Origin of the sequence: Shewanella atlantica (genome assembly GCF_003966265.1) — a bacterium.
Taxonomy (GTDB): domain Bacteria; phylum Pseudomonadota; class Gammaproteobacteria; order Enterobacterales; family Shewanellaceae; genus Shewanella; species Shewanella atlantica.
The window spans coordinates 377,873-391,355 of sequence record NZ_RXNV01000002.1 but is presented as its reverse complement, the minus strand read 5'-3'; the positions used below and the strand labels follow the sequence as shown (position 1 = coordinate 391,355).

8 protein-coding genes are annotated in these 13,483 nt (G+C 48.2%); 2 read left to right on the top strand and 6 right to left on the bottom strand.

Annotation, left to right across the window (positions count from 1 at the left end; all coding sequences use genetic code 11):
- Positions 1-571: 571 nt before the first annotated feature.
- The 6 genes from EKG39_RS06935 to EKG39_RS06910 all read right to left on the bottom strand — a co-directional run bounded on the left by EKG39_RS06935 (position 572) and on the right by EKG39_RS06910 (position 10,487).
- A complete protein-coding gene (locus tag EKG39_RS06935) occupies positions 572-1,690 on the bottom strand; it encodes an HNH endonuclease (RefSeq protein ID WP_126505013.1) in 1,119 nt (372 codons plus the stop codon).
- A complete protein-coding gene (locus EKG39_RS06930; protein WP_185817536.1) occupies positions 1,687-2,400 on the bottom strand; it encodes a class I SAM-dependent methyltransferase in 714 nt (237 codons plus the stop codon). The genes EKG39_RS06935 and EKG39_RS06930 overlap by 4 nt, the downstream gene beginning before the upstream one ends.
- A gap of 224 nt (positions 2,401-2,624) precedes the next feature.
- On the bottom strand, positions 2,625-3,404 hold the full coding sequence (locus tag EKG39_RS06925) for an alpha/beta hydrolase (RefSeq protein WP_221767368.1): 780 nt from the start codon (positions 3,402-3,404) through the stop codon (positions 2,625-2,627).
- A gap of 56 nt (positions 3,405-3,460) precedes the next feature.
- A complete protein-coding gene (gene nifJ / locus EKG39_RS06920) occupies positions 3,461-7,039 on the bottom strand; it encodes a pyruvate:ferredoxin (flavodoxin) oxidoreductase (protein ID WP_126505011.1) in 3,579 nt (1,192 codons plus the stop codon).
- 41 nt (positions 7,040-7,080) lie between these two features.
- Positions 7,081-8,742: an NAD(P)-binding protein gene (locus EKG39_RS06915; RefSeq protein ID WP_126505010.1), complete on the bottom strand. Its 1,662-nt coding sequence runs from the start codon at positions 8,740-8,742 to the stop codon at positions 7,081-7,083.
- A gap of 494 nt (positions 8,743-9,236) precedes the next feature.
- Positions 9,237-10,487: a DUF4124 domain-containing protein gene (locus EKG39_RS06910; RefSeq protein ID WP_126505009.1), complete on the bottom strand. Its 1,251-nt coding sequence runs from the start codon at positions 10,485-10,487 to the stop codon at positions 9,237-9,239.
- 347 nt (positions 10,488-10,834) lie between these two features.
- Here EKG39_RS06910 and EKG39_RS06905 point away from each other — a divergent pair, with 347 nt between their 5' ends.
- Positions 10,835-11,599 carry a PepSY domain-containing protein gene (locus EKG39_RS06905; RefSeq protein WP_126505008.1) on the top strand — a complete coding sequence of 255 codons (765 nt, stop codon included), beginning with the start codon at positions 10,835-10,837 and terminating at the stop codon, positions 11,597-11,599.
- Positions 11,590-13,437 carry a 2Fe-2S iron-sulfur cluster-binding protein gene (locus EKG39_RS06900; protein ID WP_126505007.1) on the top strand — a complete coding sequence of 616 codons (1,848 nt, stop codon included), beginning with the start codon at positions 11,590-11,592 and terminating at the stop codon, positions 13,435-13,437. Before EKG39_RS06905 ends, EKG39_RS06900 begins: the two co-directional genes overlap by 10 nt.
- Positions 13,438-13,483 lie beyond the last annotated feature (46 nt).

Below are 13,483 nucleotides of genomic sequence, written 5' to 3'. Positions count from 1 at the left end.
AGAAAGCTTCGTCAGTCAGAAAAAGATAAAGGGGTCAGAGTGAATAAGGTAAATCCCTCCTAACTATCTATCATTTTGGGTCTAAAACGAGTTACAAAAGACAAGTAATAAAGCTCAAGTGGTTCAATGATTATTCTTGTAAATTAGCGAGTACAGATGTGGCTACGAGCTTCCAAAAAGGGATTTTTGGCAAAGCCCACAGGGATTATACTTACAACATTTCGCATTAGTTCAGCTATGGAAACCCCGAATTAGTACTGCGCCGATAAATGAAACCGTTATTTCATAAAAGGCCAGAAATGAGTTACGAAGCCTGCGATACAACCTAATCGAAGAGAGACAATAACCAAGTGTATATGCTTCTTCGAGCTGAGATTTCATGGCGAGGTTTAACATTGTGAAACTCACTGAGCGAGAGGTAGGGATACCGAACTGGCATTTAAACATGGAGGTTATTTGAAAACGCAGAGCGTATAGGGACACTCCTCATGAAATCTAGAGCCTGCATCTCGTAGAAGTATCTGCACATCCCCCCGCGGGGAATCGATAGATAACAATGAAGGTATAACCATCAAACAAACTGCCCTTTATCAGTTTGTCCAGACGTGTCAAAACTCTTCCCCTTCAACCAAAGCGGCGATTGATTCTGAACGGCTAACTGATAAGCCCAGGTGGCAATCGCTTCAGAGCGCCCACTTTCACAAACAAAGTAACTGCCAAGTTCTGTAGTGATAGTCTTTTTATTCTGGATGATGTTTTGCTCAAACCAGCGATCTTTGTGCTGCTCTGCGGCTAGATGATCACTTTTTGCGTTATTACATTTGCTATGTGCCAGCACAAAGTTATGGCCGAGATCATTAGGATATCGCGCCCAAGGGATGAAGTGATCGACCTCACCCTTCTCTTTATCACTATCTTTGAGTGGCTTATTGCAGTAGAAGCAGCGCCCCTTTTGAATATCGTGCAACACTGGCCTTGCTTTAATGATGGAGTTTCTGTCACTCCCAAACAGGAATTCCGACAAGTTACCCTGCCCGCCAATGACAGCATGGTTCGACGGGAAGTCACACACCTTCTGCGTCCAGTTACTGCGGGCAAGTGATACAACCAGATCGTGAAAGCGCCTGAAACAAAAAGCGATGCCTGGATTGAGCAGGATATGCTTTTTAGACTTATCATGTGGGTAATAGAAGCACTCTTCGCTGCCCGCTAATAACTGCAGACGCCATAAAGGTCCCTCTTTAAAGGTGCTTCGGGTCTTAGTGACCAACTTATTCCAGTAAGGATGCATTTTCAACTGTGCTAGTGTTCTCACACCTTGGCTTCGATATTCAGCAAGATTCTTAATCAATGCAGATTGTTTTCCGGCATTCTGGAGCAGGATAAATTGCGTGTCCCCACTATCAATACCATTTGTACTCACAGCTTTGGCAGCAGCGCCACTATAAGGCAGTGAATGCTGCCAATAGAGTTCGATAAACTTCTCCACCAGTTCATCTATGGCAATGATACCGCTTTGAGGTTCATTGTTTAAAAACTGAGGTCTTTCGATACAGATATCGGCTAAGGCATGCAGCAGTGCGAACTTATAGGTGGCGACAAAATCCCCTTCGACAAGTAGTCGTTGCAAATAGGCGACAAACTCAACCTGGAAGTTGGCATCTACTTGAGAAAACGTTGATAAATTCATTCAGGACTGCCATTTACTGCGGGGTCACTTTCTACTTGGCTATTTGCTATGGGAGTAGCCACAGGATCATTGGCACGCTGTAGCACTACCGTTTCCCAAAATACCTGGGTGCGACCGAGTTTGTCGGTGTCTCTATTTGTCGTCTCGATAACTGATAAATGGACTTTTTTCGCTAATGCTTTCAACTCATCAACACTCACGGGATGCATGATCCTGGTGTCGCTGTTAGGCCCATGTCGCAAGGTGATAACCAGCTTGCCGTATGGTGCAAGCAAGTGTGCGAGTGTTTGCAGCGCAGTAGCGCGTTCATTCGGTGGAATGTGCATCCACACCGCGCTAAGAAGAATTAGGTTGAAACCATTTTGGTAAATTGAGAGCCGATTCAGGCGAGGTAAACTGTCGACTATCCAGGTGACATTGTGCCCTTTGGTGTTCTTCTTTCCTAAATCTGCAAGGAGATGTGCCGGCTCGACGGCAACCACATCGATTCTTTGTCCAGATGATTTGGGTAATGATGAGCTTCGCTGCGCGAGATACGCTGCATCGCGGCCAATGCCCGCGCCGACATCTAATATGGATAAACCGGAAACGTGATTATCGAAAAGCTGATTTAGGTGAGGCAACCAGGCAGCATGCACCTCTTCGAAAGTGGTCGATAGATACTGGCGAGCTAACAGCTCGGCATTGTCGTTGTAAAACTCTGTTGTCACAGACGCGATTCCTTTTGCTTAACCTATAACCTGGAAATAGGATATTTATTATAATCAATAAATTACCATAATAAGGTCGATAAAAGAATCTGTGTAAACTGTTTATGTGAGCACTATTTTTGTGAACACTCTTATGTGAGCACTCTTATGTGAGCTGTTTTTGGGAACTGTTTTTAGGAGTTATAGTGTTTATGCTATCGGTTCCCTTAACTATGACAACAGATTCAATCCAGCGCCCGCTTTAGCCCGGTAACATAATCGGGATACTCTGAGATATCGTTATGATCGGCGCTTCTGATTAAGATGCTATCTTCGAGCCTGTGTGAAAACGCTTCTATCAAATATTCGGTGCTCTCTCTTGGGATAACATTGTCATTTTCGGCGTAGATGATGGTCGTTCTGGCGTCAATATTTGGTGCACGTTTTGCAGATTCATATTTGTCTTTAATCAGCCAGGATACCGGAAACATCCAATAGACGGATTTAGCGACATTTGCGGTACTATCGAACGGAGTCACCAGTATCAGCTTATCTACTTGCCGGTGAGTCGCCACATAGGTGGCGACGCCAGAGCCTAGGCTTCGTCCCAATAAAGAGACCTGCTCGTGGTCAGCTATCACCCGGTCAAATATATGCAAGGCATCGCTGTATAGGTTCACTTCGGTAGGTTTCCCGGTACTGTCTCCATAGCCCCGATAGGCAATGAGGTAGACGGTATAGTCCGTCAGGTTCTCCTTGAAAAATGGAATGTTGTACTCGATGTTCTCGGCATTGCCTCCGTAGTAGAGTAACGCCTTAGAGTGGCCCTCATTGACCACCCAACCACTCAGGCTCTCGCCCTCATTTTCAAAAATTATCTGTGTAGCCTCCATTGGCGGCGAAAAGTGCAATAGAGGCGGCGTTGGGAAATACATAAATTTACGCTGCGCCACAAAGAGCAGCAGGCAGACACTCAGATACATCAGCAGTAGCGTGACCAATAAGCTTAGCATTGAACTTTTCATCCCTGTTTACCTAACTCTTGTTGAAAGTCTGATTTAAAGTCTGTATCAAACATGCATCAAGTGCGACTGCGGGTGTGAGGTGTAAATTTATGCGCGTTGCGTGTCGCCATCTCTTCATACAAGGCCCATTTTTGGTTAACCACCTGTCTGGCCAGATTAATAAGCCGTTCGGCTTCCTCGGGATCAGATATTAACAGGCTACGGTATCTGTTTTCATTATAGGCATAGTCCTCCAGTTTCAATGTAGGACGCAGTGAATCGAGCATAAATGGATTGCGTCCGGCACTTCTCAGCGTCGGGTTGTAACGATACAGGGGCCAGTAACCCGCCTTCACTGCCAGATCCTGCTGCTGCATGCCGTCAATCATATTGATGCCATGCTCGATACAGTGGCTGTAGGCGATGATGAGTGACGGGCCGTTATAGGCTTCGGCCTCACGGAATGCTTGCAGAGTCTGCTGGGGGCTGGCGCCGAGGGCGATACGCGCCACATAGACATTACCGTAAGCGATGGCCTGTAGTGCTAAGTCTTTCTTCGGCACAGCCTTACCTCCGGCGGCAAACTTGGCAACGGCTCCTATGGGGGTTGCCTTGGAGGACTGACCGCCGGTATTGGAGTAGACCTCTGTGTCCATCACCAGAATGTTGACGTCACGCCCACTGGCCAGTACATGATCGACGCCGCCATAGCCAATGTCGTAGGCCCAGCCATCCCCGCCGACTATCCAGATGCTGCGGCGAACCAGGTGATCGATAACCGATAGCAGCTCTTTGGCTCTTGGATCGTCCATCGCCCGCAGTTGTTCGGCCAATCCTTGTACCCTCTCCTGCTGCTCATGAATTTCAGACTCATGAGATTGCGGGGCGTTAACCGTCTGCTCGACCAGCTCAGGATCTAGTCTGTCTTTTAAGGCAAGTAGCCGAGATTGTGCCAGCTCCTGGTGTTTGTCTGCGGTGAGTCGGTAGCCATAACCAAACTCGGCATTGTCTTCAAATAGTGAATTCGCCCAGGCTGGGCCCTTGTTATCGCTGTTCTTGGCCCATGGCGTGGTTGGCAGGTTGCCACCGTAAATGGAAGAACATCCTGTCGCATTGGCGACCAACATTCTATCGCCAAACAGCTGACTGAGCAGCTTAAGATAAGGGGTTTCACCGCAACCGCTACAGGCACCGGAGAATTCAAATAGCGGCTGCAGAAACTGGACGCCACGCACGTTTGAAAAATCTACCCGTGTTCGGCGGTTATAGGCGATGGTCTCGAAAAACTCGAGATTTATTCGCTCCTCATCGAGATGCTTCTCCTTGTTTTGCATGTTGATCGCGTGGTGATGCTCGTCTGCCGGATGATTAACCGGGCAAGCCTTCACACACAGACCGCAGCCGGTACAATCGTCGGCATACACCTGCAGGGTGTAGCGGGCATCGGGGAAGCCGCGGGAGGTAACATTGCTCGAGGGAAACAGCTCGGGAGCACCTTGAAGGCGGCGTTTGTTATAAAATTTTGCCCGAATGGCGGCATGTGGACAGACGATGGCGCAGTTACCACATTGGATACAGATCTCGCGATCCCAGATTGGGATCTCACTGGCAATGCTGCGCTTCTCATACTGGCTGGTGCCGGTGGGATAGGTACCGTCATCGGGGATCATGCTGACGGGAATAAGATCGCCGCGGCCATGAAACATCTCGGCGGTGACCTCTTTAACAAAACCGGAGGCCCGCTCAAACAATCCATTGGGCTCTTTGCCCGACTGGGCGCTTATTTTTTCGGGTAGCTTAACTTGCTCCAAGTGAGCCAATGCCTGCTCGATAGCGGCAAAGTTACGTTTCACCACCTCTTCGCCCTTCTTGGCGTAGGTTTTTTCCGCCGCCAGCTTAATTCGCTCGATGGCCTGATCTTTGGGCATCACACCAGAGAGCGCAAAGAAACAGGTTTGCATCACTGTGTTAATACGTTTGCCCATGCCGACCGAGCGTGCCACCTTGGCTCCGTCGATGACATAAAACTGTATCTGCTTAGTGATCAAGGTTTGCTGCACATCGGATGGCAGCTGCTGCCATACCTCTTCGGCGTTATAATGACTGTTCAGCAGGAAGGTGGCGCCCTGTTTTGCCCGTTCGAGCATATCTACATGTTGGATGAAACTGAATTGATGACAGGCAATGAAGTTTGCAGATTGAATAAGATAGGGAGCGCGAATAGGATCGGGGCCGAAACGTAGATGAGAGACAGTCTGCGAACCGGCTTTCTTGGAGTCGTAAACGAAATAGCCCTGGGCGTAGTAGCCTTCGACGTCGCCGATGATCTTGATGCTGTTCTTGTTGGCACTAACGGTGCCGTCAGAGCCAAGACCATAGAACATGGCCTGCACCAATTTGTCAGACTCGATATCCAGTAACTCGGTTACCTCCAGACTGCTGTTACAGACGTCATCTATGATGCCTATGGTGAAATCGTTCTTTGGCGTTTTGCTTAACAGCTCCTTATAAACTCTGGCCACCATGGCCGGAGTGAACTCCTTGCTGGCTAAACCATAACGGCCGCCTATGACTAACGGCATGGTTTTTCGTTTACCCTGGCTTACCGCCTGATACAGGGCATTGCTGACATCTTTATACAGAGGCTCGCCATCACTGCCGGGCTCTTTGGTTCTGTCTAATACGGCGACACTGCGCACCGATTGTGGCAACGCCTTTAGCAGATGTTCACAGCTGAAGGGACGATAAAGTCGTACTCTTAGCACACCGACCTTACCATCTTGCAAGTTTAGGTACTTTGCCGTGGTTATCGCCGTCTCACTTCCCGAGCCCATGATGACGATAACGCGCTCGGCATCATCGGCGCCATAGTACTCAAAGCTTTGGTAACGCCTCCCTGTTATCTCATAGAACTTATCCAGAGCACTGTCGACAGCCCCTACAGCATCCAGGTAGTACCGGCTGGCTGACTCCCTTGACTGAAAATAGGTATCCGGGTTTTGTGCACTGCCGCGCATGAAGGGGTTATCGGGATTGAGTGCCCGCGAGCGATGGTCATAGACCCTATCATCATCGATCATCGCCTTTATCTGTCCATCTTCGAGCAGATCTATCTTGCTGACCTCATGGGAGGTTCTAAAACCATCGAAGAAATGAATAAAGGGCACGCGGCAGTTGAGCGTTACCGCCTGAGACACCAACGCCATATCATGACACTCCTGCACCGAAGCGGAAGCCAACTGAGCGAAACCTGTCATGCGTACTGCCATCACATCCTGATGATCACCGAATATCGACAACCCCTGAGTAGACAGCGCTCTGGCCGCCACATGAAATACGGTCGGGGTTAGCTCGCCGGCGATTTTAAACATGTTGGGGATCATCAACATCAATCCCTGAGAGGCGGTAAAGGTGGTGGTCAGTGCACCTGTCTGCAACGCGCCATGGACTGTACCCGCCGCGCCACCTTCACTCTGCATCTCGGCGACGAGCGGTACCTGTTGCCAGATATTTTCTATATGCTGACTGGCCCACTGATCGGCAAGTTCAGCCATGGTCGAAGATGGTGTGATGGGGTAGATAGCGCAAACTTCATTAGTGCGATAAGCGACGTAGGCAGTTGCTTCACCGCCGTCTATGGTTACCTGCTTGGCCATATCATGACTCCTGTACAATTTCGTTGAAGTTAGCGTCACCGTTAACGCGTAGTCACCATATGTATGGCACCAGTGGGGCACTGTAAGGTACAGGCTGTACAACCTGTGCAGCGGGAATAGTCGATCTGATAGAAGCGCCCTTCCCCCAGTTTGATAATGGCCTGCTCGGGACAGGCGCCATAACAGCCATCACATTCAAAACAGTTACCGCAGCTATAACAGCGGCTGGCCTCGAACGTGGCTTGCTTAGTATCGAGACTGCCGAGGATCTCGGCAAAGGAATGGTCTCGTTTCTCAACCGGGAGTGTGGGCTGATGGGTTTGCTCTGCCTCGGTGAGATACCAGAGGTTGAGTGACTCAAAATCGGCTACCGGAGGCTTGCATTTGGAGCGGTGAACGGTACCTGATAGAAAGGCATGGATATGACGAGCGGCTTTTTTGCCGTGACCCGTCGCTATGGTAACCGTTCTGTCGCATGGCACCATGTCACCACCGGCGAAGATGCCATTTCGCGCCGTCATCATCTGCTCATCGACGATAACCGTACCGTCGGGTTTAAAGGTGATCTCGGGGTAGCAGGCCAGCAGTTCGGAGTCTATATTCTGCCCAAGGGCTAATATGAGCGCATCTGCTTCCAGAGTTTCGAACTCACCCGTTGGTACGGGTTTGCCATGTTCATCGAGTGTCATCTTCTCGACGGTGATCTGGTCGAGATTGATCTCCTTGATGGTCCGTAACCAGTTAATCTTTACTCCCTCTTCAAGGGCCTCTTCCGCTTCAAACTGATGGGCTGGCATCTGCTCCATGTTGCGGCGGTAGATGATCAGCGTCTCTTCGGCGCCCAGGCGCTTTGCGGTTCGCGCGGCGTCCATGGCGGTATTGCCCCCACCGTAGATGGCCACGCGGCGGCCAAGCTTGGTTGCCTCACCCTTACCGACATCGCGCAGGAAACTAACCGCATCTAAGATATGACCCGCTTCCCGGGCGGGGATCTCGACTTTACGACTGATATGGGCACCGACGGCAACAAAGACCGCATCAAACTGCCCGTCAGATTTTTCCTGTTTCAGATCTTCGACTTTATGGTCCAGGGTGAACTTTACCCCCATATCTTCGATGCGTTGAATTTCGGCAGACAGAATTGTGCGGGGCAGTCGATAGGCTGGTATACCGAAATGCATCATGCCTCCGGCAATGGGGCCTGCGTCACGCACTTCGACATCGTGTCCCAGCCGTGCAAGGTGGTACGCCGCCGATAATCCACTTGGGCCAGCGCCGACAATGAGCACCCTCTTGCCGCTTTGTCTGGCCTGAAATTTTGGTTTCCACCCCTGCTCGATAGCCATATTCCCAAGAAACCGTTCTACCTGATGGATACTCACCGAGCTGTCGACATTGGCTCGGTTACACACAGATTCACAGGGGTGATAACAGACCCGACCATGCACCGCAGGCATAGGATTTTCAGCGATTAAGAGTTGCCATGCCTGCTCGAACTTTTGTTCATGGGCCAAGGATAACCAGCCCTGAATATTTTCGCCTGCGGGACAACCTTGATTGCAGGGAGGCAGATAGTCTTGAAAAATAGGTTGGCGTTGCGTTGAGGGGCCGGTGCCGTCACTTAACAGCAGATCCGGTGGATTGGTCATATCATGGGACTGTGATTTCATACCATTTCCTTTGTGATCATGATTTGTAACCATGACTTGGGATCAAAGTAGGCAAGCCGTCCATGGAGTGGTCGCTGCCAAATAGCGATTATCTGTGTCTTAACAAAGCTAAATCTTTTGTGCTAACTCTGGGTCGTTAAATGAATTTAATGCAGGAAATCTTACTTCTGCTAGCTGGAACTCTTGCTTCTACGAATAAATTAACCATACATTATATACGGTCTATATGCTCATAAAAGCATCGGAATATCAACCACTATGAATGCTTTTTAGTCACGAAGATATGTTGCCCCTCTGTAGGAGCGCGCTTCAGCCGTGAAGCTTTTTTCAATGCAGATCCATTCCCGGCTGAAGCCGGTCCTACATTTAGATATTCCAATTTCGTACCTGTATCTGTATCTGTATCTGTATCTGTATCTGTATCTGTAGGAGCGTGCTTCAGCCGCGATGCTTTTTCAATGCAGATCCATTCCCGGCTGAAGCCGGTCCTACATACGTGCTGTTTATTGTGTCGGTGTGTATGACGATTAAAAAGACTGGGTTCGATAACGTTCGCTATTCATCCAACTCACCCAATCGGCTTGTAGTCGCTTTAAACCACCGGGATAATTGTTGAGGATAGAAGCATAATCAGATGGTGCACAGCGAGTCTCTACCAAATGCGCGAGCAAGGCTTTCATACTTATCTTGCCTTTAGGTGTGCTCATTAAAAAATGGACCAATGAATGGGATTGTGAATACAACATGGTCTGTTGACTGCCCGCCCAGGTTTCTTGCTTCGCACTAAACAGGGTATCTAAACTCACGCTTTTGCCTGAGAAGGCCCGTTTCCACTCTCTTGGCGGGATCTTAGCGGCATAACCTGACATGCGGATCCCCTCGAAATATTCTGTCAGTCCCTCGTTAAACCATCTGGGCGTGGGACCAAACAGTCTGGCGTTGATCACATGAACGGTTTCATGAACAGACGTTTGATAGGCTTGTTTGTCGCTTCTGTGCCAAACCGCTGCCATATTATACTGAGCCTGGTAAAAACCTTGGCTGGGACCGAGTCCTGGCGCATATTGGCTTTGGAGTTTCTGATAACTTCCTTTGGTCGTGGCCAGAGTGAGATTGACACTTACGGGCACAGTCCCCGATGTAGGAAGATACACTTCATAGATCTCACTGACCTTTTTAATGGCTGCGGTTATCTTGTCTTTAAAAGCAAGTGGAAGCCGGCCACCTGTGGATTTTACCGCCAAATCAAAAGAATATTCAGGATCCTGATAACTTGTCAGCGAAAGATTATGCTGATCGCCCTGTCTGGCATCATCGGTAAAATGCACCTGACCCTTGTCATCTGTCCAGCTGTAGATCTGCTGCTTAGGTTTATCTTGTTTAACGGTTTTGGCCATAGGTTCGGCACAAAGAGCTGAGCTATTATCCGATGAAGTGTGCACTTCATTAACGACAAGCCGTGACTGGCTATCGGAACTGAACTCCTGCACCATTGGGTATGGCTTAACACCTGTTAAATTGAACTCTGTTGATTCATGCGGCAAGGCAGCATTTACACTACTAAATTGGCTCCTTGGATAATCGGCCCATTTGTCACAAAAGTCCCACCCTTTTTCGCGACAAAAAAGCCCTGCTTTATATCGGTTCGCTGCAAACAGCTCGAATGCTATTTGACTGGGGGTTAAGCCACTACCACTGTTTTTCTCTTCATGAACGAGCAAGCCGATTACAACCAGCAATATCAAAAGAAGAATATATCGGCTTAAGCGGGTTTCCATGAATCAATTCCTTTAAAGCGTAATAAGCAGAATAGCCGTTTTGAATAAGCTTCAGCAAGTAAAATCAGATAAACAGATAGCGTTCATATCAATGCCTTCAAGCGAGCAGTTACCGTCAGATATGTCGTAGCGCGCCAGTGTAGCACTGTTTAAAATCAGGCAGTTCTGGACATAAATAGCATTTGAATGCATGTTTGAGCATACGAGTGTGAGTTTGCCGTGAAAATATCTGTTGGCTCTTAGCTCAGCTAAAAACTAACAAGTCACCAAAACTAACTAAACTTCAATTATCAATAACTTACCAGCAAGTATGTTGGCAAATTATTTTCACAGGAACACCTATAATAATGAACTTATTAAAAATAAGTCGAAAATATCACAGATGGCTGATGCTCTTTTTGGGAGTACAGTTTGTCACCTGGTCGGTATCCGGTGCCTATATGGTGATATTCGATATCGACTATATCCATGGAGACAGCTTGGTTATAAACCATCAAACCAAGATAGACCCTGTTAAGGTCAACTACCCTCTTTTAACCCTGATTCAAAATTATCCAGACGCTGAACGAGTCGAGATAGGCATGCATATCGATCAGGTGGTTTACAGGTTAAGGCAAGATGGAATTGAATATCTTATCGATGCCGACTCTGGACAACTATTATCCCCGCTAAATCAAACCGCCGCGGTTAAAGCCGCTAAGCACTATTACTCAGGAATGGGGGCTATTGCCGATGTTGAGCTTATCACAGAGAATCCACCTTTCGAATTGAGCTCGCGGGCGTTACCGGCCTGGCGGGTGAACTTTGACGATTTCGGTAGCCCTTCACTCTATGTCTCGGCCCGTAGCGGAAAAATAGTCGGCAAACGTCACGAATTCTGGCGTACATTCGACACTATGTTCAGCTTACATGTGATGGATTATGAAGATGAAGATCCCAGTAACTGGTTACTCTTCTGGTTTGTACTGTTTTCTTTGTTGGCAGCGATATTGGGTTTAGTCTTAACCTACTTCAGAGTTTTTAAGGCGGACTCCGAAAAAGAAGATGGCGGGAATGAGCATAGATCTCCGGGAAAGAAACAGATAAGCAAGGAGACCAGTCCATGCCAATGATTAAAACGCTGCATAAATGGTTGTCTCTTCTCGTGGGACTGCAACTGCTCATCTGGCTTGGCACAGGTTTATATTTCAACCTGATGGACCATGAGAAGGCCTCGGGTACTCAAAACAGGCAAAGCGTCGAGAGCCCGACCGTAGATCTGCAACTGCTTATCGATCCTAAAACCGTATTACAAGCCGGTACAAATGTCGTCTCCTTGAGCCAGGTCATCTTGCTCTCACATCCTTATTACCTGCTTGCCCATGAGAAAGGCTTATACCGTCATTTCAAGAGCCACTACTCACTGGTCGATGCGGTCACCGGCAAGCCATTTGTTATTACTAAAACTATAGCCACCGCCATTGCTCTTGAATCTTATAAGGGTTCGGCAAAAATAATTTCTACGGTAAAACTGACTGAAAAGAGTGATGATTTCCCCAAGGAACAAAATAGTTTATGGAGGGTTAACATTGACGATGCGCTTAATACCAGTGTCTATGTCGATGCCGGATCTGGCCGGCTGATAGGCCACAGCAACGATGATAAACGATTCGTAGATTTTATCTTTATGCTGCACTTTATGGATTACGCCAGTGAGGGTAGTTTCAATAATGTTCAGATCATCGTTTTTGCCATTTTCACCCTATTTTTTGCCTTCACCGGTCTTATCTGGACGGTGGAGTTGGCCTATAACGGCCAATACAAGCCAGCTCTACTCTTAGGTCGTACACTGGCTAATCGCAAGATGGTTGATATATTCGATAAGCATGACAAAAGTTTAGGACCGCTTGCCATGTTTGCTCATGAAAATCTGCTCGACAGTTTGCTCAATCACGATATCGCCCTACCCTCGACTTGTGGCGGTGGTGGCACATGTGGGCGCTGTAAGATAGTGGTCGACAGCTCTGTGAAGATGACCTCGGCAGATAAGAGTCAGTTTACTGCCCATGAACTTAAGTCCGGATACCGTTTAGCTTGTCAGCATAACAGCGACGAGCTTGAGCAGTTGACCTTAGTCGATGTGACTGAGGCGGCGAGTCAAGAGCTACGCTTAATCAGCAGCGAGTTTATCTCTCCTTATATAAAGGAGCTGCGCTTTAAATCTGTGAACGATAGACCAGTCAAATTCAGGGCCGGCGCCTTTATGCGTTTCTTTATCCCCGCCGCAAAAGGTAACTCGATTCCAGCATATCTACCAGCAGAGTTGCTGCACCATTGGCAAGACGTTGTACACATGGAGTATGAGCACTTAGCCTGCAGTCGTAACTACTCGCTGGCTAATGGTGACGGTCAGAGCGATGAGCTGGTGTTTACAGTAAAGATTCAGACCTCACCAAACGAGAGGGTTAAACCCGGCATAGGTTCTAGCTACATCTGTAACTTGGCACCAGGGAGCACAATCGAAGCGGTTGGCCCCTTTGAGGAGTTTTATGCCTTGCCGTCGAGCGGAAAGCCAATGGTAATGATTGGAGCCGGTTCGGGGATGGCCCCGTTAAAGGCCTTGATTGAGGAGCAGCTAATTCAAAAAAACAGTTCAAGGGAAATCTATTTCTATTTTGGTGCCCGCAGTCAGCTAGACCTTATCTACAGTGACCACTTTCAACAACTGTCAGAACGTTTCTCAAACTTTCACTATCTACCGGTACTCTCCAGACCGGGACAAGATTGGGGTGGCGCAACCGGCTACGTGCAGGACCATCTGGCAAAGTATCTAGCCACTGGGCTTCAAAAGGCACAGGATAAAGCTGAGTTTTACCTCTGCGGTCCTGCCGCTATGATGGAATCGACGATTGATTTGCTAAAAGATCACGGTATAGGCGATAACGCTATCTCATTCGATAAGTTTGAGTAACCCTTGATTTAGTATTTGTAGGAGCGGATTCAGCGGCGAACAGATG

Excerpts from the sequence above, each read along its gene's own strand:
- EKG39_RS06935 (WP_126505013.1), bottom strand. The coding sequence starts at position 1,690 with ATGAATTTATCAACGTTTTCTCAAGTAGATGCCAACTTCCAGGTTGAG.
- EKG39_RS06925 (WP_221767368.1), bottom strand. The coding sequence starts at position 3,404 with ATGAAAAGTTCAATGCTAAGCTTATTGGTCACGCTACTGCTGATGTAT.
- nifJ (WP_126505011.1), bottom strand. The coding sequence starts at position 7,039 with ATGGCCAAGCAGGTAACCATAGACGGCGGTGAAGCAACTGCCTACGTC.
- EKG39_RS06915 (WP_126505010.1), bottom strand. The coding sequence starts at position 8,742 with ATGGTTACAAATCATGATCACAAAGGAAATGGTATGAAATCACAGTCC.
- EKG39_RS06910 (WP_126505009.1), bottom strand. The coding sequence starts at position 10,487 with ATGGAAACCCGCTTAAGCCGATATATTCTTCTTTTGATATTGCTGGTT.
- EKG39_RS06905 (WP_126505008.1), top strand. The coding sequence starts at position 10,835 with ATGAACTTATTAAAAATAAGTCGAAAATATCACAGATGGCTGATGCTC.
- EKG39_RS06900 (WP_126505007.1), top strand. The coding sequence starts at position 11,590 with ATGCCAATGATTAAAACGCTGCATAAATGGTTGTCTCTTCTCGTGGGA.